This window comes from Emticicia sp. TH156, assembly GCF_002855535.1.
Taxonomy (GTDB): domain Bacteria; phylum Bacteroidota; class Bacteroidia; order Cytophagales; family Spirosomataceae; genus Emticicia; species Emticicia fluvialis.
The window spans coordinates 262718-283606 of the sequence record NZ_PKRS01000006.1; the positions used below are offsets into that span (position 1 = coordinate 262718).

General features: G+C 42.1%; 17 protein-coding genes. 8 read left to right on the forward strand and 9 right to left on the reverse strand.

From position 1 onward, the window contains the following. Positions 1-101: 101 nt before the first annotated feature. The 3 genes from C0V77_RS13170 to sucD all read right to left on the reverse strand — a co-directional run bounded on the left by C0V77_RS13170 (position 102) and on the right by sucD (position 3084). Complete coding sequence (locus tag C0V77_RS13170) at positions 102-887, reverse strand: uroporphyrinogen-III synthase (RefSeq protein ID WP_173830544.1); 786 nt, start codon at positions 885-887, stop codon at positions 102-104. A gap of 82 nt (positions 888-969) precedes the next feature. Then, positions 970-2079, reverse strand: a complete 1110-nt coding sequence (locus tag C0V77_RS13175; protein ID WP_143706091.1) for a DUF4271 domain-containing protein — start codon at positions 2077-2079, stop codon at positions 970-972. Between the two features lie 129 nt (positions 2080-2208). Further along, positions 2209-3084, reverse strand: a complete 876-nt coding sequence (gene sucD, locus C0V77_RS13180; protein ID WP_101726805.1) for a succinate--CoA ligase subunit alpha — start codon at positions 3082-3084, stop codon at positions 2209-2211. A gap of 613 nt (positions 3085-3697) precedes the next feature. Between sucD and C0V77_RS13185 the strand changes: the two genes are divergently transcribed. From C0V77_RS13185 to C0V77_RS13195, 3 genes are all read left to right on the forward strand, one after another. Further along, positions 3698-4147, forward strand: a complete 450-nt coding sequence (locus tag C0V77_RS13185) for a hypothetical protein (RefSeq protein ID WP_143706092.1) — start codon at positions 3698-3700, stop codon at positions 4145-4147. Positions 4148-4233: 86 nt separating this feature from the next. Next, positions 4234-5250, forward strand: coding sequence for a UDP-N-acetylmuramate dehydrogenase (gene murB, locus C0V77_RS13190; protein ID WP_101726807.1), 1017 nt, complete (start codon positions 4234-4236; stop codon positions 5248-5250). 218 nt (positions 5251-5468) lie between these two features. Next, the gene (locus tag C0V77_RS13195) at positions 5469-6200 is read left to right on the forward strand and encodes an outer membrane beta-barrel protein (RefSeq protein ID WP_101726808.1); all 732 of its coding nucleotides are present in this window, start codon (positions 5469-5471) and stop codon (positions 6198-6200) included. 81 nt (positions 6201-6281) lie between these two features. Here the strand turns inward: C0V77_RS13195 and C0V77_RS13200 are convergent, their stop codons facing one another. Then, entirely contained in the window at positions 6282-6734 is a 453-nt protein-coding gene (locus C0V77_RS13200) for a hypothetical protein (RefSeq protein WP_101726809.1), read from the reverse strand. A 125-nt stretch (positions 6735-6859) separates the two neighbouring features. Here C0V77_RS13200 and C0V77_RS13205 point away from each other — a divergent pair, with 125 nt between their 5' ends. Next, a complete protein-coding gene (locus C0V77_RS13205; protein WP_101726810.1) occupies positions 6860-7276 on the forward strand; it encodes a DoxX family protein in 417 nt (138 codons plus the stop codon). Positions 7277-7303: 27 nt separating this feature from the next. On the opposite strand, the gene C0V77_RS13210 is transcribed toward C0V77_RS13205, so the two are convergent. The 3 genes from C0V77_RS13210 to hflX form a co-directional block, all read right to left on the reverse strand. Then, on the reverse strand, positions 7304-9094 hold the full coding sequence (locus C0V77_RS13210; RefSeq protein WP_101726811.1) for an acyl-CoA dehydrogenase: 1791 nt from the start codon (positions 9092-9094) through the stop codon (positions 7304-7306). A gap of 3 nt (positions 9095-9097) precedes the next feature. Further along, complete coding sequence (gene rnr, locus C0V77_RS13215; RefSeq protein WP_101726812.1) at positions 9098-11446, reverse strand: ribonuclease R; 2349 nt, start codon at positions 11444-11446, stop codon at positions 9098-9100. A gap of 87 nt (positions 11447-11533) precedes the next feature. Then, positions 11534-12769, reverse strand: a complete 1236-nt coding sequence (gene hflX / locus C0V77_RS13220; RefSeq protein WP_101726813.1) for a GTPase HflX — start codon at positions 12767-12769, stop codon at positions 11534-11536. A gap of 837 nt (positions 12770-13606) precedes the next feature. On the opposite strand from hflX, the gene smpB reads away from it, so the two are divergent. Together smpB and C0V77_RS13230 are read left to right on the forward strand one after the other, a co-directional pair. Further along, positions 13607-14062 (forward strand): SsrA-binding protein SmpB, encoded by a 456-nt coding sequence (gene smpB / locus C0V77_RS13225; protein WP_101726814.1) that lies wholly within the window; start codon positions 13607-13609, stop codon positions 14060-14062. Positions 14063-14095: 33 nt separating this feature from the next. Then, entirely contained in the window at positions 14096-14899 is an 804-nt protein-coding gene (locus C0V77_RS13230; RefSeq protein ID WP_101726815.1) for an HpcH/HpaI aldolase/citrate lyase family protein, read from the forward strand. Between the two features lie 45 nt (positions 14900-14944). Here C0V77_RS13230 and C0V77_RS13235 read toward each other — a convergent pair whose 3' ends face one another. Both C0V77_RS13235 and C0V77_RS13240 read right to left on the reverse strand, forming a co-directional pair. After that, the gene (locus C0V77_RS13235; RefSeq protein ID WP_158237957.1) at positions 14945-17968 is read right to left on the reverse strand and encodes a PVC-type heme-binding CxxCH protein; all 3024 of its coding nucleotides are present in this window, start codon (positions 17966-17968) and stop codon (positions 14945-14947) included. Between the two features lie 218 nt (positions 17969-18186). After that, the gene (locus C0V77_RS13240; protein WP_101726817.1) at positions 18187-18531 is read right to left on the reverse strand and encodes a hypothetical protein; all 345 of its coding nucleotides are present in this window, start codon (positions 18529-18531) and stop codon (positions 18187-18189) included. A gap of 263 nt (positions 18532-18794) precedes the next feature. Here C0V77_RS13240 and C0V77_RS13245 point away from each other — a divergent pair, with 263 nt between their 5' ends. Beyond that, on the forward strand, positions 18795-20036 hold the full coding sequence (locus C0V77_RS13245; protein ID WP_101726818.1) for a PQQ-dependent sugar dehydrogenase: 1242 nt from the start codon (positions 18795-18797) through the stop codon (positions 20034-20036). Positions 20037-20197: 161 nt separating this feature from the next. Continuing rightward, positions 20198-20833, forward strand: coding sequence for a TetR/AcrR family transcriptional regulator (locus tag C0V77_RS13250; protein WP_101726819.1), 636 nt, complete (start codon positions 20198-20200; stop codon positions 20831-20833). Positions 20834-20889 lie beyond the last annotated feature (56 nt).

Below are 20889 nucleotides of genomic sequence, written 5' to 3' on the forward strand. Positions count from 1 at the left end.
GCTATTTCTGTTTTACTAAAGCAATATAAGCAAAAATACTTTGTGCAAGAGTATAACGTAAAAAATTAGGCTAAACTTGTAGTTTAGCCTAATTAATTGTGTCAGATATGATTCGCCTTTTTTATGTAAAGTTCCAGGGCGCCTGTCATAGAAGGTGCATTAGGAAGCGGCGCTTCAATATCAAGAATATAGCCTGCGTCTCTGATGGCCTTGGCCGTGGTAGGCCCGAATGCCGCCAGACGCGTATGGTTTTGCTGCCAGTTCGGGAAATTATGGTCTAAAGACGTAATACCTGATGGGCTGAAGAAACAGATAATATCATAGAAAACCTCTGTCAGATCTGATAAGTCAGCCGGAACAGTTTCATACATAATGGCTTCTGTAAGGTGAAGGTCATTACGGTTCATAATATTGGGAATATCATTGCTTCTGATGTTTGAACACGGAAACAGGAATTTCTCGTTTTTGTGTTTCAGAATCAATGCTTCCAGGTCAGCAGCTGTTTTCTGCCCTACAAAAATCTTACGTTTTCTAATAACTATGTATTTCTGTAAATAATTGGCAGTCTGCTCTGAAATACAGAAATACTTCATGTCTATCGGTATTTCAATGCGTAGTTCTTTCGCTATCCGGAAGAAGTTATCAACGGCATTACGGCTGGTAAGTATGATAGCCGTATGTGCCAGGATATCCACTTTCTGACGGCGGAAGTCGCGGTGATCCAAGCCTTTTACCTCAATGAAAGGGCGGAAATCTACCTTAAGATTGTATTTTCTGGCTAATTCAAAATACGGAGACTTCTCGTCTGCCGGTCTTGCCTGGGTCACTAAAATGCTCTCAACTTTACGGAGGCGTTCTTGAAGAAGTTTATCTGTCATTACACTCATCCAATTGCGGGTTTCAAGTACAGAATTCTTATTTTAATTCAACAAAAAAGTCAATAAATCGCGTCTATAACACACCCGACCATTAAATAGCGAATCTGATTCCAAGCACAATAGGTAACAGTTCGACAATGCAAAGGTACGAAATTAAATAAAGACTTGGAATGGTTACACTTCTATTTATCGTAAAATACACAATAAAGAACCGTACCAGATAGAACAAAATAACGGGTGTATATAAGTACGCCGACCAGTTAAGGTCAATCGGAAAATACTCTAAAAACATCACCAGCAAAACCAGAACCAAAACGCTGTAGAAAATAATAGACGACTGAATAATTTTAAAATAGTGCAGGTCTACTACTTTTTCGAGATTAAATAACTGGCCAATCAGACTGATGAAAAAATACTTGAAAATAAGCGCGATAAATACAATCAGGCAGATACGGAAATAGTTTGACGCCAACACACCAAAGGTTTCGCCTTCCTGCAGGAATGTCTTCGACCCAAAAACATTAATGCCCTTGCTTTGTAGCAGCATATAAAAAAAGCTGATAAGCATAGCCAGCATTGAAATAAACAAAATGTTCATGCGGTTCAACGGTCGGTTAATCAGAAAAGACTGATCTCTCACCAGGGTTTTGAACAAATCCTGCAGATTATAGTATCTGTCAAACGCTCTTACGTATGAGTTTGACAGGTAGGTAAATATAATCAGTATAAATACCGACACAAGCACAAAATAATTTTTGTAAGGCGTTGGCGCGCGTGGTTGCGCCTTAATGCCCGACTCTGCCAGTATAATAGGTTTCTGATTCAATTGCCGTTTATAGCCCATATACAGTTTTTTATACGCTATATCCGGCGAGCCGTATAAAGTTATGAAAATCTGGGGCTGGCGATAAACCTTGTAGAGGCTGTCTACGTTCAGCACAATCCAGCTGTTTGCCGGTATTTTCTGTCTGAGTGAGCCATTGATAAATAAAAAATTATCTTCTTTCTGTACCTGAATCAACAGGTTATAGCCACGGTTGCTTTCAATATCACAAAAAACAGTATGTGCCGGATAATTGACATGCTGCTCTGAAATATAAGGTACGTAAGCCTTCGCCCGGTCGCTATACACGCGCCAGTCGTCATGGTAATCATGCACCAGGTAATACTCTCCGTTTGGCCCGACAGTTCCAGCGAACAAATTATAGGAAAGCAAAAGGAAGAGTAAATAGAGGCCTTTTTTCAAACTATTATTATGAAATTTTTCGCAAAATTAACAAAAAAAGGTCAGATATCTACATCTGACCTTTACCATCTAATAAAATTTTTATTATGCTCTGCCTAATGCTTTCAACATTGTGGCACCGATATCAGCCGGCGAAGCCACCACGTGGATACCACATTCGGCCATAATTTTCATTTTTGCTGCAGCTGTATCATCAGCTCCGCCAATGATAGCACCCGCATGACCCATACGACGGCCCTTAGGGGCGGTCTGGCCGGCTATAAAACCAACCACAGGTTTGGTACCGTTTTCTTTAATCCAACGAGCCGCTTCTGCTTCCATACCTCCGCCAATCTCACCAATCATCACAATACCTTCTGTTTCAGGGTCGTTCATCAGCAATTCTACAGCCTCTTTGGTAGTAGTACCGATAATCGGGTCGCCACCGATACCGATAGCCGTGGTTTGCCCAAGACCAGCTTTGGTTAGCTGGTCTACTGCTTCATAAGTAAGCGTACCTGACTTAGAAACCACACCGATGGTTCCTTTTTTGAAGATAAAGCCTGGCATAATACCTACTTTACATTCTTCTGCTGTGATAATACCCGGGCAGTTAGGGCCAATTAAACGAACGTCTTTGCCTTGAATATAAGACTTTGCCACAACCATGTCTTTGGTTGGGATACCCTCAGTAATACAAACGATTACCTTGATACCCGCATCGGCCGCTTCCATAATGGCATCAGCTGCAAAAGCAGGTGGCACAAAAATAATTGAAACGTCTGCTCCTGTTGAGATTACGGCCTGCTCAACAGTGTTGAAAACAGGTTTGCCCAGATGCTCCTGGCCACCTTTGCCGGGTGTAACACCACCCACCACGTTAGTACCGTATTCTATCATTTGTCCGGCATGGAAAGTTCCTTCAGAGCCGGTAAATCCCTGAACAATTATCTTTGAATTTTTATTGACTAAAACGCTCATTATATCATTGATTAGATGATTAGTAGATTTTTTTACTCAAAACAGAGACAGCGTTTGCAAGCAAACTGAATGATTCTCAATTTTACGTAAAAGTAGCTTGAAATGAGAAAAGTGCAAAAGTTTTTTTGATGCAAATACCTGCCTGCTTTGGGCGAAAAATATAAGAATCTGATAGTCAACAGATTATAAGACATAAGTGTCTGACTAAAATTTCAAAACCCTTTGATTTTTCACAATTATTTAATGCAAGTGCCGATTGGCAGGCTAAAACGTACCTGAAAATAATTTATAGGCAGGGTGAGTAGTGGTTTAGTAAATCAATTACTAAATAAGAGGTAAGCTTGAATAGATGCTGCAAATATAGAATATTTCGTATAAAAAGTATAAAACAAGGAAGTAAAAAGTGAATTTTGTTTCAAATATCTGCTTTTCTTCGGCTAAGTGTATGATTATCAAATGCATACATAGCTTTACACATCCTTGAAAATTGCACCATCAATTTCTTATAAAAATTTCGCACAGCTTACAGCCCACAAAATAAATTTGCGCTATATTGCCAGTTAACAACCATTATAATACATCTTTGCTTTTAACCGATTTAACTTTTACAGAATTGAACAAAAATCTAACCCTACTAAAAAACTTTTCTTTAATAATAAGTTTGATAGTATATGCAATGTCTTTAACACAGACTGCTTTTACTTTTAAAGACTATGATGGAACCAAAAGCTATAAAGGCTTTGAACTCATAATTTTCGGGGGAATGGCTATTCTTGGTGGTGGCCTCCTTGAATGGTTTATATGGCTTGCTAATCCTATTTACATTATGGGTCTGTTTTTATTTTATAAATCCATTAACCGTAGCCGTAGAAACTTACTTGCGGCAACAATTATTGCTTTTTCTTTTATGAGCTGGAAGGAAATTCTAGCATCTGAAAGTGGCCGAACTGCACCAATCACAAGTTTAAATATTGGCTATTATTTTTGGATTATAAGCATTGTTATTGCAACCATAGGTGCATTTTGTTATTTCTATCTTACAGATAAAAGTGTGGAAAAATGATTGTCATTGCTCAATAATTGTTCTCTGTGTTTCAAAAGCACTATATTTGCAGCATCGTGAACTAATTATTCTCTTATTTCTTCTCCATGACGGTTCAAACCAACGTATCGCTTAAGCCTTATAATACTTTCGGTCTGGAAGCTACTGCTAAATATTTTGTTGAAGTTTCAGGTATTGAGCAATTACATGCCATACTGAATGACCCGGCGTATCAGCAAACCGAAAGACTAATATTAGGCGGAGGAAGCAATTTGTTACTGACTCAGGATTTTGACGGTATAGTAATCAAAATAGCCATTAAAGGCATTGAGAAAATTAAAGAAGATAAGGAATATATCTGGCTGAAAGCAGGTGCCGGAGAAGTATGGCATGACCTCGTGATGTACTGTGTCAATAATAAATATGCTGGTGTAGAAAACCTGTCGCTAATACCCGGTACAGTAGGCGCTGCCCCTATGCAGAACATAGGCGCTTATGGGGTTGAGATTAAAGAAGTATTTGAGAGCCTGGAAGCAATTGAAATAAAAACAGGTAACATAAAAACTTTTACAAAAGAAGAATGCCGCTTTGGCTACCGGGAGAGCATTTTTAAGCATGAAGCCAAAGGCAGGTATGTGATTGTGAATGTCAGCTTTAAACTGAATAAAACTCCGGTTTTTCAGGTAGCTTATGGAGCCATTCAGGAAACACTGGCTGCTATGAAAGTGGAGACGCTGAGCATCAAGGCCATCAGTGAGGCGGTTATCAGTATCCGCCAGAGTAAATTACCTAATCCTGCCGAAATAGGGAATGCGGGGAGCTTCTTCAAAAATCCTGAAATACCCAAAGTACAATTTGATTTACTGAAAGAGCGGTTTCCGTCTATACCCTCTTATCCGGTAAATGAAAATACCGTAAAAGTACCGGCAGGGTGGCTGATTGAACAGGCTGGTTGGAAAGGCCAGCGATTTGGTGATGTGGGTGTACACACCAAACAAGCACTTGTGCTGGTGAATTATGGCGGCGGAAAAGGGAACGAGATAAAGGAACTTTCTCAGAAAATACAACAATCTGTTCTTGAGCAATTCGGCATCCAACTGCAAGCCGAGGTGAACTTTGTGTAAATCATACTTTTTACTTTTAAGAATCATCTACCTGCCAAACCGCTGACAGGGCAGTTACTGCCGTTTGTCATTGCCTCAATTTTTTTTTTACTTCTACGCAACCCCGGTGTTTGCTTTCTGCATCTTGTTTATGAAAAGCAACAAAAAAAGTCTTTTTAAAAACTCCGCGGCAGTTTTTTTAAATATATCAAATTACACCATTATTAATTATTACTATTATGAAAACGCTTATAAAAACCATCGCCGCTTTAGCAATTGCCATGACAGCTCACATAAGTGTAATGGCTCAGGATGAAGAAGACCACTTCGACTCTGACAATAAAAACTACCATAGCAGAAGCTATAAAGAAGAACGCACCGAACGCAAAAGCCGGAATATGTTTTCAAGAAGAGATTTTGGTTTATACCTGGGTTTGAACACTTTCGATACTGATAAAACGCCAGAACTTGACAACTGGAACTCACGTTATGTGGCACTTAACTGGAAGAAAAACCATCGGCTTATTACAGGTAACAAAGTTGATGTGGCCATGGGAACCGGATTTGAGTTTGCCTGGAATAACTATATGTTTAAAGACAATATTACATTGAAGAATCAGGCTACCGGAGCAGATTTTGTAGAAGTGAAAGACCAATTAGACAAATCTAAACTTGTAGTTACCAGTTTCAATGTGCCTTTAATGTTGCAATTTGGCTTTAAAGAAAGCAAATGGATACTAGGCCTGGGTGCTTATGGCGGAGCCAGAATAAACAGCTACACCAAAATTAAAGGCGAAAACGGCACCAAACGTGACCACAGCGCGTTTAACATGAACAAGTTTCACTATGGGCTGGCAGCAGAGTTAGGACACAAGAACTTTACTCTTTTTGCCCGCTATCAAATGACCCCGGTGTTCAAAGATAACAACCCTGTAAACGGCAACACCATTATGTTTGGTATTCGTCTGTAATCAAAATGAAAAGTCAAAGCGTGCCACGGTTAAACTCTAACAAGTAAAGCCGTGGCACGCTTAATTTCAGCAGGTCTACCATCAGATTTTAGTAAAATCAAGAGGTTGTATATCCGGCGCTGCATAACCCAGCCGTGCTTCTTTAGAAAAAAGGCGTTCTCTCGAATAAAAAATCAGCGCGTTGTTTCTGTCTGCATATTTACTTTGCAGAAAAGTATTACAAATATCTTCAAATGACCGGCCTCCCTCCGAGTACCTTATCCAGTATTCGTTCAGCAACCAGACCCAGAAAACCGTGATGGTATCATGATACCCGCCTGAATCGGTATTCATTCCACCGCCAGCTTCATTATAAACCGGAATATGAGCGCGCATTTCAGCAAGGGCCTTTTCGTAACCTATTCCGGCTACATGCCAAAGCCCGGTAATAAGATGTGCCTGGTGTGTCCAATCAGCAGAAGGTAACGTTTTGGCCAGAAAGCCACTTACCAGGTAATCAATCTCTTTTTGAGTAACGAAGCCGAAGGAAGCCATTGATTCAAAATTTTATTCTGATTCGCAAACAAAAAAACACTTTTACCGACACTATTCAAAATATTATTCTGCAATATTTTTCGATAAGGTATTTTCAATATATTTGCCAATAAAACTGAAATACCATGAGCCCAATCTTTGACCATACCTTGCTTAAATTGATTCAGGTTGCTGTCTCGCTTTTTGCCGGAGTACTTTTTCTTCAATCCGGTTTCGACAAAGTGATTGATTTCAGCGGCAATAAGTCTTATATTCAGAGCGTATTTGCCAAGACTTTCCTCAGCAGTGTTTCTACTCTTTTGTTTATTGTTATCCTGATTCTGGAGGTTTCGGCAGGGATATTCAGCTTCTTAGGTGGAGTGTACTATTTTGTAGAAGGCCAGGCAGATTTTGCGGTGCTAGGTTTAGAGGTGTCTGCCCTGGCCATCCTTTGCCTGTTTACTGGGCAACGTATTGCCAAAGACTATGCCGGAGCGGCTTCGCTGGTGAGTTATTTTTTATTAATGGTTTTCGGTATATATCTGTTCTCTCTGCATGGCTAACACCTCAGCAGAGAAGCAGTGCTATTATCAGAACCAATCACTTTGCATAGAAATGGTTACCTGGTCTGCACTTAGCAAACGCTTCATCAGTGCGTCGGCTTTTACCAGTTCGTATTCATAAAAATAGCGCGCTGTCATGAGCTTGCCCTGATAAAAAACTCTGTCAGTATCATGTGCACCCGGCATACTTTGCTGCGCTGTAATGGCCTGCCTGAGCCACTGCCAGCCAATGGTAGTAAGGCCGAAAAGCTCGAGGTACAGTGTGGCATCAGACAGATACTTTTCAACCTCTCCTTTGCCTGCCAGGCTCAATAAATGCGCCGTTACCTGTTGAGCCTTGCCCAATGTTTTTTGCAATTGGTCTGCCAACGGTTTCAGCTCATTAATAGCCAGCGCCTGGTTTATTGTTTCGCTTACTTCTTCAAAGAATAGCTGTGCCCCTTTACCTTCATGAATAGTGATTTTTCTGCCCAGTAAGTCAAGCCCGTGAATAGCCGTTGTACCTTCATGTATGGGATGAATGCGGGCCTCACGATAATACTGTTCGACAGCGAAATCGGTGGTGTAACCGGCACCGCCCAGAATCTGAACAGCCGCGCTGGTAGAAAGACAGCACATTTCTGAAGGGTATGACTTGGCAATGGGCGTAAGTAAATCAAGCAATAACTGCGCACGCACTTTAGCCTCTCCTTGTTCAACATGCGCAAGGTCGGCCAGTTGGCTGCAATACATCAAAAGAGAAAACGCCCCTTCGGTTACTGCTTTCTGAAATAACAACTGCCGTTTAATATCTGCATGATTGATGATAGGTGTCTGCGGCTGCAAAGGGTCTTTCTCTGAAATTTTTCTACCCTGTGGTCTTTCTTTTGCATAAGCCAGAGAGGCATAATAAGCCGCCGTACCAATAGCGGCAGCACTAATACCAATGCCTATGCGGGCCTCGTTCATCATCTGAAACATGTAACCAAGACCTTTGTGGGGTTCACCTACCAGATAACCTTCACAATCATCGTTCGAACCCACCATCAAATGCGCAATGGGTGCGCCCTTGTAACCCATTTTATGATATACACCAGCCGTAACAACATCATTTGATACCAGGCTACCACCGGCACCGATGCGTTCTCTGGGTACCACAAATAAAGAAATACCTTTTGTTCCTGCAGGCCCGCCTTTGATTTTGGCCAGCATAAGATGCACTACATTGGTGCAGGCATCGTGGTCTCCGCAAGAGATGAATATTTTCTGCCCTTTCAGGTTATAGACGCCTGCCTGTGCAGTTGGCTCGGCCGAGGTGCTGATGTCAGACAAAGAGCTACCTGCATTGGGTTCGGTAAGAGCCATAGTACCCTGCCATTCGCCAGAATACATGGGCGGAGTAAAAGTATCAATCAGTTGTTGCGAGCCGAAACTGCGGATGAGGTTAGCAGCACCGGAAGTAAGAAACGGAAAAACACTAGCCGAATAATTGGCAGCCTGACAGATAAACCCTGCGGCATTAAGCACAGTTACAGGTAGTTGTTGCCCGCCTTCTTCATAAGAAAACCCGGCGTTTATCCAGCCATCCTGTCCAAACTGCCTTACAATCGGTTTCATTCCGGGGTGTACTTTTATTCTGCCGTTTACCAGTTGCGGTTCTTTCCTGTCCATTTCTGTCAGGAGCGGATACAGCATTTTTTCGGCTATATGCCCTGCAGCATCAAGCACCATATTAAAAGACTCCCGGTCATGATCCTGAAAATAGGCATAACGACTTAGCGATTCAATATTGAGTAGCTGGTATAGATTAAACTGAATGTCTCTTTTTGAAAAAAACATAGATTATCTTCTTCTTCTTTTGCCTTTATCTTTACTACCAGCAGTACCGCCGGCTGACTTTCTGCCTGAACTTCTGTTTGAGCCCCCTCTGCTGCCCCTGTCACGCGAGGCAGCCCTTCTTGACTTGGTATTTACGCCTGAAGAAGCCCTGAAAGCCTTTCCTGAAACGCTCACCAGCTCAAGGTCCATGCTTCGGCGCTCCATGTCTGTTGCTTTTACGCGCACTTTAACGGCTTCGCCAAATGATATTACCCTGCCATTGCGTTTACCAACAACCCGGTAATTTTCTTTATCGAGTTCATAGAAATCATCATTCAAATCAGCCAGACGAACCATTCCTTCACAACTGGTAGAGGTTATTTCTACAAACACACCAAAGTCTGTAACGCCAGTTACCACCCCATCAAAAATGGTGTTGTGGTCTTGCATGCTCATGAACTCTACCTGTTTATACTTGATAGAAGCTCTTTCGGCTTCTGCTGCCAGTCGCTCGCGGTCTGACGAATGCTTCGATTTCTTTTCGTATTCTTCCAGGCTCGGGGCTTTTTTCTTGTCCAGGTAATTCTGTAACAAACGATGCGCCATCATGTCGGGGTACCGCCGAATAGGAGAAGTAAAGTGGCTGTAATGATCAAACGCCAGGCCGAAGTGTCCTAGTGGTTCGGTTGTATACCTTGCTTTAGACATGGTTCTTACAGCCAGTTGTTCAAGTACATTTTGTACAGGCGTACCTTCTACTTCTTCCATCATCTTATTCATGGTGGTCGATAACCCCTTCTCAGAATCTGTTTTGATGGTAAACCCAAAACGCGCTGCAAAATTGGCGAATGTACTCAGCTTTTCAGGGTTTGGCGGTTCGTGTACACGATAAACCATGGTATTACCGGGGTTTTCTTCGTTGGGTTCTTTCTGCTTGCGTTTACCCAGATTAAATACAAATTCGGCCACTTTCTTGTTAGCCAGCAACATAAACTCTTCAATCAGTTTGTGTGCGTCTTTTCTTATTTTTAAGATAACCCCCAGTGGCTTGCCTTTTTCATCGAGCCTGAACTTCACTTCATTAGTCTCAAAATTAATAGCTCCTTTACTGAAACGCTCCTGCTTAAGAATCTTTGCCAGCCTGTTTAGCGTATGCAAGGGCATTCCATACTGGCTGGCTATTGCGTCGGCCAATAGTTGTTCGTCCTCTATTTCCAGAATCTCCTGTGCCTCTTCGTAGGTAAATCTTTTATCGGAATGAATAATGGTTCGCCCAAACCATTCTTTAGTAATGATACCTTCATTGGTCATTTCAAAAACGGCCGAGAAGGTCAGCTTATCTTCGTTGGGGCGTAGCGAACACAGATTGTTAGAGAGCTTTTCAGGCAACATAGGAATGGTTCTGTCTACCAGATAGATAGAGGTAGCTCTGTTCAGGGCTTCTTCTTCAAGTCTGGTGCCGGGCTTCACATAGTGCGTTACGTCGGCAATGTGTACGCCAATCTCGTAGTTTCCGTTTTCCAGTATTCTGAAACTCAGGGCATCGTCAAAGTCTTTGGCATCGTGCGGGTCAATTGTAAAAGTGAGTATTTCTCTGAAATCTCTTCTTTTCTTAATCTCGGCTTCATCAATGGCTTCCGGAATACGCTCAGCTTCTTCTTCAATTTCTTTCGGGAAACGGATAGGCAGACCAAATTCGGCCAGAATGGCGTGCATTTCAGCATTATTATCTCCGGCTTTTCCTAATATTTCAATAATCTCGCCCACTGCCTGCTGGCCATTGGCCGGATAAGAAAGAATCTTCACAATTACCAGGTCGTTCCTGGTTGCTCCGTTTATTTTTTCTTTCGGAACAAATATATCTTCATGCAAACTTTTATGGTCGGGCCTTACCAATGCATAATTGCCAAAAATCTGGGCTTTGCCTACTATTTCGCTCCTGCCGCGTTCCAGTACTTCTACAATTCTGCCTTCCGGATTTTCACCTTTCCGATAAAAGTCGCCGAAAGTAACCACCTTAACGAGGTCGCCGTCTATGGCGCCATTCAGGTTATCTGCTTCAACCCAGATATCAGGCTTGCTGTCGTCATGCCTTACAAACCCAAAACGTGGGTTTACGTGGTCAAGCCGCCCTACTACTGCATTTGTTTCTTCGTCAACGGTATATTTGCCTTTTTCTGTCTGCTGTACCTTGCCTTCTTCCAGCAAATCATCAATAATCATGGCAAACAGTTTTTTTTCCTGCTTGTTATGTATATCATAATGTTGATAAAGGTCTTGTAAGGTATAGGGTTGTGTGGTGTTAATCGACAAAAAGGCCAGAATTTCTGCCTTTTGTCGTTCATAATATGATTGATGTTTGTTTTTTGACATTTTATTATTGACAGACATCGTCCGTCTGTTTTATATTTATTATTAGGTCATGGCTGAGTTTAATGGAATCTGCAAATCTACAATTGCTTACTGCCATTCATACAAAGGATTCAGGGTCGGGTCCCAGTTCGGATAAATTTTGAAGTGTTTCTCCTGTACTTTATCTAACAGAATATCGCGCAGCTCAGCGATATTCTCTTTGTGCTCGGCAGAAATAAACACTACATTCTCGGTATTTTTGGTCAGGTAACTCTTCTTAAGTTTTTCCAGGTTCCGTTGCAGGTCTTCTTCTGTTACGGTTTCCAGATGCTCGTCCAGGTTTTCTTCAGTTTCAGGCTTAAACAAATCCAGCTTATTAAAAACAAGTACCGTTGGTTTTTCGGCAGCGCCAATCTCGGCCAGTGTTGCATTTACCACTTCAATCTGTTCTTCAAAACCCGGGTGAGAAATATCAACCACGTGTATCAGCACATCAGCCTCACGTATCTCATCCAGTGTCGACTTAAAAGACTCAATCAGGGTGGTTGGCAGCTTTCTGATAAACCCGACGGTGTCTGTAAGCAAAAACGGAATATTGCCCAACACAACTTTTCTCACTGTCGAATCGATAGTGGCAAAGAGCTTGTTTTCTGCAAATACATCGGCCTTTGCCAGCCTCCTCATCAGTGTAGACTTGCCTACGTTGGTATAACCCACCAATGCCACGCGCACCAGGCGGCTACGCTCTTTGCGGCGGGTTGTACTTTGTTTGTCTATTTTCTCAAGTTTGTCTTTCAGAAACGCAATCCTGTCCTGCACAATACGCTTATCGGTTTCCAACTCCTTTTCACCGGGTCCGCGCATACCAATACCACCCTTCTGACGGCTCAGGTGGGTCCACATACGGGTTAGCCTTGGGTACAGGTATTGGTATTGTGCCAGCTCTACCTGGCGTTTTGCCTGGTCGGTACGGGCTCGCTGCGAGAAAATATTTAAAATCAACAGACTTCTGTCAAGAATCTTTATATCCTTAAATGCTGCTTCCAGATTACGTACCTGTGAAGGCGTGAGGTCATCATCAAAAATAATGGTGTCAACAGGATTTTCAATAATCCAGGTTTCTATCTCTTCCAGTTTACCTTTACCAACAAAGGTTTTCTGGTCGGCTCTGTCCAGTCTTTGTACAAATGTCTTTTTTGTAATTACTCCGGCTGTTGTAGCCAAAAAATCTAATTCGTTGAGGTAGTCATACGTACGCTCAGCGTTTTGTTTCTGCGTAATCAGACCAACCAAAACGGCCGTTTCCTGATGTTTTGCAGTTGAAAAAATGGGTGAATTAAGCAATTTTTACTAATTTTTGTTTACTAAACGATAACTATTTAACTTCTTGAAAAGTTTCTGCCATCGGCATTGCACTAATGGAAAGAAAGCATTCAAACAAGTATTTTGAAGCCTGATAACCAGCATACCATCATAAAGCAAAAACATTATTGGGTTAATTGTGCTAACAGGTTTTTGCCAGACAGACTTCTGAAGAACGAATGGTTCTAAATAAATATAATGAAAAAAATGGAAACATTATATATTTTTTTGGATAAATTTACAACCCCGATATTTGAACAACAACCAAAAGAGTAAAAAGTCTACCTTACTGAATACCAACAGGTATTAATTTATCTGTTTTCTGACAGGCAAATCAGGAATCTGGCATAGATTTAGATAATTAATTTTGTGGCTAATGCTGTTTATAAAGCCGTAGAACCAGTGGTTTTAACTTACCATAAAATAAGAAAATTAGATTTTTCATTGTGGTTTCATGTTATATATCATAAATTGCACTATTTAATTAATATACCTTCAAAGACTGAATATAGATATACAAGCGAAGCGTTTGAGAAAGTGGCAGGGATGGTTATCTAATAAAATTTTCAGCTTTGTACCGGGAAGTTTCCATTTTTTTTGAAACTTCTCACCTTGGAATCGAATCCAGATAGAGCTTATACATGGATTATTAGGAAAGCACGTAAGTCGGAATCCCTGTCACTATTTTTGAGACAGGGATTTTTTATTCTTAAAAATTGTATGAATCATTAAACATCCGGCACCCCATTACCTGTTCTGGATAATGCTGGCGGAATCAACCATAAGGCAGATAGCCTGTCTTATGACAATTGTAGTATTATGAAAGAGAAAATTGCAAAAAAGATTGATGTATTTAATAAAAAGGCTGGCTTTGAGTATTTTTTCCTGGAAAAATATGATGCAGGAATGGTACTGACAGGCACCGAGATAAAATCGATACGTCTGAATAAATTCAATATGACAGACGCTTATTGCTTTTTTATTAATGGCGAATTGTTTGTGAAAAACCTGAACATATCTAAATATGACCAGGGTACGCATTATAACCATGAACCCCTGCGCGACAGAAAGCTGCTGCTTAAGCGAAAAGAACTGAAACGTTTAGATAATAAACTGACCGACAAAGGATTAACCATAATACCCACCCGCCTGTTTATTAATGACGGTGGCCTGGCCAAACTGGAAATTGCACTGGCCAAAGGTAAAAAGTTGTATGACAAACGCGATACCATTAAAGAAAGAGATGTATCGAGAGAACGCATGCGGGAGGAATAAGTCTACTGAACCATTCAAACCACCCAAAAACCTATGAGACCTAACCGACTAAAACAACTCTGGAAAGAAGACAAGACCGTTGTTAATGCCTGGGTAACGATACCTTCGTCGTGGACAGCAGAAGTAGTAGCGCATTCGGGCTTTGATGCCATGACTATTGATGCCCAGCACGGGTTGGCAAGCGACCACATGACCATACTGACTATGCTTCAGGCTATTTCAACCACAGATACGGTTCCGCTGGTGAGAGTGCAATGGAACGACCCGGCTACGCACATGAAAATGCTCGACATGGGCGCTTATGGTGTAATATGCCCTATGATAAACACCCGCGAGGAATCTGAAAGTTTTGTAGGCGCCTGCAGGTACATACCCAATGGTTACAGAAGTTTTGGGCCGGTGAGGGCTAGTGTGTATGGAGGAGACGGCTATTTTGAGCAATCGACAGAGGAAATAGTAACTATGAGCATGATTGAAACGGCCGAAGGTTTGAAAAACGTGGAAGACATTGCCAAAACACCAACCATGACAGGGCTGTATATAGGCCCCTGGGATTTGAGCATTGCCATGAGACGCCCCAAACAGGGCGACTTTGATGATGCAGAGCTGCTGAAAGCCTTTGAAAAAGTGCTAAATGCCTGCGCAAAAAATAATCTGGTTGCGGGCATTCAGTGTCCTTCACCTGAAGTAGCCGTGCGGATGTCTGAAATGGGTTTCAGATTTGTAACCGCCGCCAACGATACAACCCTGCTGAAAGAAGGCGCGGTAGATACCGTAAGGCATTTTCATCAGAAAGGGACAGGTAAAAATACCCATGTAAATAACCCTTATGCCTGATAAAATAATTTTGGAAAGAGCAAATAAGAGAGGTTGAAGCCTCTCTTATTTGTTTTGAATAAAGGCTATCAAATCTGCCATTTCTTTAATGCTGATAGCATTCTCAAGGCCGTTAGGCATTATAGAAGTTTCTGACTTCACCATTTTGGCTATGTCTTTTTTCTGAATCACACTTTCTTTGCCGCCTACTTCCCGCAGGGTTAGCACATTGGCGTTTTCCTGCAATATCAGGCCGGCCATGGTATTATTATTCTTGAAGGTCAGTGTCCAGAAATCATACTTATCGGCAATGGAGTTATTCGGGTTGATAATTTCTGTAATGATTGAAGTAGCATTACGGCTTCTCAAGGTAGAAAGGTTCGGCCCGAAGTTTACACCGTTTACGCCTTCAATCTGATGGCACGTAGCGCAGTTTTTTTCAAAAACCAGTTTGCCGTTGGTTTTGTCGCCTTTTGTATCCAGCGCCTTCAGGTAGTTCTGTAATACTGCTTTCCGGTCTTCATTTACAGCAAGCACCTTACGGGCAAAGGCGCGTATATTGGTTTCTTCATAATTCATCAGATCAACCATCTGCCGCCAGCCTATGGCAGCCTTGTCGATTCTCTTGGTTTCTAAAGCTGAAAGCAATAACGGAATCCGTTCAGGCTTAGCCATCAGTAATTCAACCACTTTTTGCTGAATAGGCGCCGAGAACGTCTTGAATTCTTTCAGCAGAAAATCAAAAGTAGACTTATCTCCTATTTTGCTTAGGGTATTCAGAACAGTTACCTGCACCAGTTCAGGCTCTTTGCGGTTAAGTAATTGTAGAAACTCATTTTTGTAAGCGCTTGCGTTGGCAATAGACAATAGCTCAACGGCATCGGCTCGCAGTTTTTCATCCTGTTTTTTATCGCTCAGTATTAATCCGGCCTCTTTTATTTTAGCAGTTACCTCTGCTGACCTGGGCAACCCTGTTGCTTCCAGCAAATCGAGGCAGGCTTTTCTGTATTCTGCTGTACTTTGAGCAGAAAAAGCAGTCAGTAACTGTTCTTTCTGTGCATCTGCCAAAGGCACCGTTATGCCCTTATAGTGCCATAATTTAGATATACCGCTAAGGGTTGCAGCTTTCCACCAATCGGCATTGCTATTGCCATTACTTGTGCTTACTCTGGCAAACACCGCCGTAAATACCTCTTTATTACCACTATTGGCAATGGTTGCCCCCAGATTAGAGAAAAACTCGGCTGTTTCATTTGATTTCTCAGCAGCCAGTTCTTTTACTGCAAAGTCAAAAACCTGGTTTTCTTTACCCGCAAAAGATGCTATACACGCCACCCCGACCCATTTATCATGAAAATCGCGTTTCAGAATGGCAAGCCGGGCTTGCTCTGAAACAGGCGTTTTTACAAAACCCAGGGTATTCAATAACTGAAACCTCACTTTATTGTTGCCATCGTTCTGCAAGGCAATCAATTCTTTCTTTAGTTTTTCAGTGTTTGCCCCTGCCGGATTCCGGCTCATGTAGTTTTCAGCTACTCTGATACCATTCTCACGCACGCCTGCTTCATCATCGCGGAAAGTCTGGATAATATCCTGAACGTCTACAGTTTTCAGCCCATCCAACAACCAAAGTGCATGTACTTTGGCTTCGGGCAGTGCGCTTTTGCCTATAATTTCTCTCAGGTTACCGGCTATGCCTTTCGCCTGGCGGTGTAGTAGCAAACGTTGTGCAGTGCGTCGGTCCCAGATGTTGTCGTTCTCAAGCAATTTTACCAGCTCAGCATCTGATTTCTTCGATAGTTTCAGCTTACCCATCCAATCCATTGGCAATCCGTTTTCTGGTACAATTCTGTAAATACGGCCTTTGTCTGTACCATTATATAAGGCACCTGATTTATTGATTTCGTCAGACATCCACTCCGGATGCTCAATAATCTGGCGGTAATAGTCAATTACATATAAAGCGCCATCTGGCCCGATATAGAAATTTACCGGCCTGAACCAGGCATCTTTTGAGGCCAGAAACTCTGATTTTTCATTCAAGCGGCTGGCAATAAAACTGGCTCCCGCCTGCCTGATAACGTCGGCATGCACCATATTATGAACTGGTTCACCTACAAACGTAACATCTTTAAATTTATCTCCGAAAGCGCCGCCAAGGTACCAGGTAACACCGCACGAAGAGGTAATAACCCCTACATCTGTTAGCAACTGGTGATTCGGGTTTTCTGTGATGGGGTATATTTCTGCTGCATTGCCGTGGTCAGAGATATCATGCGTTGCAGTCGGAAGCAACAAATCAGGATTGTTTTTCATGTAGGGTGCAGCCAGCACTTCATGAAACAGGTGGTCGGCATTACTGGTATATAACCTGTGCCCCCAGGCGTCTACGGTATGCCCGAACTGTGTCTCACCCGACAACTCCTCTACCTGGTAGCTATCTAAATTAAACCTTACTGCACGTCCGTTAGCGTTTTTACCCAGATGCTGCCCATCTGGCTTATCGGCAAAATAAATATCTTTCCCTTCATCGCCAAATTCCTTTTTATAGACAAAAGGCGTAACGATGGCTTCGTGCCCCAGGTAAATCCAGTTATCAAGCTCAAAGCGGGGTGTGTTCAGATTATGCTGCGGGTTAGATAACGCAAAGCCCGTCAATACTACTTTGCGGATATCGGCCTTCCCATCGTTATTGGTATCTTCCAGATATATGATATCCGGCGTATCAGTAACCAGAATACCTTTCTTCCAGCGCATAATTCCTGTGGGCAGTTTCAGTTTATCTGCAAAAACAATGCTGGTGTCAGGCAGCCCGTCATTGTCTGTATCTTTCAGTAGCTTTATCTTGCCCGAATTACTCAGATCAAGCGGGTAGCCGTGCATTTCAACCACATACATATTGCCGTCTTCGTCTATTTCCATGGCTACGGGGTCTGCTATCAGTGGCTCGGCAGCTACCATTTCTACCTTAAAACCGTCCATGACAGTAAGGGAAGCCAGCGCTTTCTGATGTTCAGGCGAAAGAGCTTTTTGAGGTTTTTGCTCACATGCAAAAAGCAGCCATACAAGAATAATGGATAAATAGCGCATAGAATAGAATTTTGAAGATATGACTCTGATTGGTAATTTAACAAAAAAACAGATGGTAACAGCTACGGGGCGCGTAAAAAACCATACTGGAGACATTTTACCAGTATATAATAAACAAATTGCCGGTTTGCCATTTTAATCCTGTCAATCAATATATACTAACAGGCACAAAAAAAGGGCTATCAGAAGCCCTTTCAATACCAAAAGAATTACAGAATCTATTTTTTCTGAAAAAGACGCCCTAAACCACCTGCAACAAAACTAAACACCAGCGACATCACCACTGCCACATAAGAGGCAAACATGGCCAGGTCTTCACTAACAGGTTTGATGGGTTTGAGGTAATAAAAACTGATTACTACGGTTGCTTGAACCAGTGCCAGAATCCAACCACGGCGGGGTTCCAGAAAACCAATCAGAAAGCTAGACAACGCGATGGCGCTCATGGCATAATAACCTGTTTCAACATGAAAATTAGTGTAGGCTATTAACGCACCGGTGCCAATGGCTATGAAAATATTACGAACTAAAACCAGATTTGATTTATGTGTATTTGCTGTCATGGGAGCAGAATTTAAAATTTAGAACAAATGTACTAAATATTTAATTGCGGTATCAATTCACTAAAGGAAATTTTTTGAAAACATCATAAAAGTAGTTAAAACGGCACTTTAATTTTCCGATACTCTTTAACTAGTGCTTTAAAACACTACAATTGATCAGCGGTTCTGCTTTATAATTGTACGTTAAAAACAGCTGGTCATCTTTTCACTGGCATAAGTTTTTGACAATTATCAGATTTATCACACACAAACAAAGCACAACAATGAAAAACGAAATTCTGACAATGATGGTATTTGGTCTGATGGGGTTATCTTCATGCAAGAACAATTCTACCGAAGCGCCTGAAACTACTGCCAATGGCGACAGTATCTCAACTGCGGCTTCAGTTGAAACCAAAGACCCCAATACCAATTACAAACCGGCTTTTGCAGGCCAGACACGCGTTGCCGCCGTAAAAACACAGACAGCATACGAAGGTAAAGTACTTACAAACGACCTGAAAAAACCCTGGGGACTTGCGGTTTTGCCCGACGGCAGATTGTTAATAACAGAAAAAGAAGGGACTCTGAGAATAGCTACCAGTAACGGTACCCTTAGTGAGCCTATTACAGGCCTACCCAAAGTAGATGCTGATGGACAGGGTGGCTTATTGGGAATAACGCCTGACCCTGCCTTTGCCAGCAACCGTATGGTGTATTGGGTTTTCTCGGAGCCACAAACGAAGGGTAATCTGACAGCTGTGGGTAAAGGCAAGCTGTCGGCCGATGAAAAAAGAATTGAAGGCGCTACCACAATTTACAGAGCCACACCCGCCTATGACGGTGACAAGCACTATGGCGGTCGTATTCTTTTTGACAAAACCGGCAACCTTTTTGTGAGTACCGGAGAACGTTCTGACCTGGAAACCCGCCCGCAGGCGCAACAATTGAACTCGGCACTGGGTAAAATCTTACATATTACTAAAGACGGAAAACCAGTGAGTGGTAATCCGTTTGCTTCAGATGCCAACAACAAACCTGAGATATACACTTATGGCCACAGAAACGTACAGGGCCTTGCTTTGCACCCAACTACAGGCGAATTATGGGAGAACGAATATGGACCTAAGGGCGGCGATGAGGTAAACCTCATAAAACCCGGTAAAAATTATGGTTGGCCTGTTATTACTTATGGTATTGAATATAACGGCAATAAAATAGGAGACGCCATTCAACAGAAAGAAGGGATGGAGCAACCGGTTTACTACTGGGACCCCGTCGTGTCGGCCAGTGGTATGACTTTCTATAGCGGCGATGCTATGCCCGAATGGAAAAACAACCTTTTTCTGGCTTGCTTGAGTGCCACACACATTGCCAGACTGGTAATTGAAAACAACAAAGTAACGGGTGAAGAACGATTGCTGGAATCAGAAAAACAACGTTTCCGTGACATTGCCCAAGGTACTGACGGCGCCTTATATGCCATTACCGATGAAGGCCGGCTTTACAGGATTTTCAAGAAATAGATTCAGATACAACTCCATCGGGCTAAAGCATTCAGCCCGATGGAGTTGTATCTGGTTCAGGGCCTTGGCTTATTTCTTTGAATATTCTAAACATCCTGCTGAATTAGCACAAACGCACTAATGCTGAAAGGATTTTGTAACTTCGTGAAAAATTGCTTTTCATGACCACCAAAGAACGCATTCTCCATACATCACTTCAGTTATTCAATGAACAGGGCATAGACGCCGTAACGGTGAGGCATATAGCAAAAGAACTGGGCATGAGCCACGGCAATCTGTGCTATCATTTCCCTAATACAGATGCCATTGCTGAAAAACTGTATGAGCAATTGATTAATGAACTGAATGCCGTTCTCAATGAGCCTGCCTCACTAGATGCCGTCAACCTGCAAACCTTGTACAAACTTGCCGCTTTTGTATTTGAGAAACTGTATAAGTATAAATTTCTGATGCAGGATTTCATCAGCCTTATGAGGCGAATCCCCAGTCTGAAACAGAAGCACCGCGATTTAATCAATAATAGAAGAGTTTTTTTTAAGGCTGGGATAGACGCCGGCATTCAGGCCGGATTCTTAAAACCCGAAATAATAGCAGGGCAATATGAAAACTTTTTCAACCAGCTTTTTATCATTGGTGATTTCTGGCTGGTAAGCGCCGAGATTTTGTATGAAGGCAAAGAAGAAGACAAACTGCTTACGTATCTGAATATTGCATTTACACTCATTGTACCCTACCTAACAGAGAAGGGGCTGGCGGAATACCGGGAGTTGCAAAAACAAACGGAGACCCTGCAATAGAGAGCCTCCGTTGATTCAGATTTTTAATTAAGCAAACCGTAAGTTCGCTTCACAAA

What these genes read in the sequence shown, in the direction of transcription:
- C0V77_RS13170 (WP_173830544.1), bottom strand. Translation starts at nt 887, where the DNA reads ATGAGTGTAATGACAGATAAACTTCTTCAAGAACGCCTCCGTAAAGTT.
- sucD (WP_101726805.1), bottom strand. Translation starts at nt 3,084, where the DNA reads ATGAGCGTTTTAGTCAATAAAAATTCAAAGATAATTGTTCAGGGATTT.
- murB (WP_101726807.1), top strand. Translation starts at nt 4,234, where the DNA reads ATGACGGTTCAAACCAACGTATCGCTTAAGCCTTATAATACTTTCGGT.
- C0V77_RS13195 (WP_101726808.1), top strand. Translation starts at nt 5,469, where the DNA reads ATGAAAACGCTTATAAAAACCATCGCCGCTTTAGCAATTGCCATGACA.
- C0V77_RS13200 (WP_101726809.1), bottom strand. Translation starts at nt 6,734, where the DNA reads ATGGCTTCCTTCGGCTTCGTTACTCAAAAAGAGATTGATTACCTGGTA.
- C0V77_RS13205 (WP_101726810.1), top strand. Translation starts at nt 6,860, where the DNA reads ATGAGCCCAATCTTTGACCATACCTTGCTTAAATTGATTCAGGTTGCT.
- C0V77_RS13210 (WP_101726811.1), bottom strand. Translation starts at nt 9,094, where the DNA reads ATGTTTTTTTCAAAAAGAGACATTCAGTTTAATCTATACCAGCTACTC.
- rnr (WP_101726812.1), bottom strand. Translation starts at nt 11,446, where the DNA reads ATGTCAAAAAACAAACATCAATCATATTATGAACGACAAAAGGCAGAA.
- smpB (WP_101726814.1), top strand. Translation starts at nt 13,607, where the DNA reads ATGAAAGAGAAAATTGCAAAAAAGATTGATGTATTTAATAAAAAGGCT.
- C0V77_RS13230 (WP_101726815.1), top strand. Translation starts at nt 14,096, where the DNA reads ATGAGACCTAACCGACTAAAACAACTCTGGAAAGAAGACAAGACCGTT.
- C0V77_RS13235 (WP_158237957.1), bottom strand. Translation starts at nt 17,968, where the DNA reads ATGCGCTATTTATCCATTATTCTTGTATGGCTGCTTTTTGCATGTGAG.
- C0V77_RS13240 (WP_101726817.1), bottom strand. Translation starts at nt 18,531, where the DNA reads ATGACAGCAAATACACATAAATCAAATCTGGTTTTAGTTCGTAATATT.
- C0V77_RS13245 (WP_101726818.1), top strand. Translation starts at nt 18,795, where the DNA reads ATGAAAAACGAAATTCTGACAATGATGGTATTTGGTCTGATGGGGTTA.
- C0V77_RS13250 (WP_101726819.1), top strand. Translation starts at nt 20,198, where the DNA reads ATGACCACCAAAGAACGCATTCTCCATACATCACTTCAGTTATTCAAT.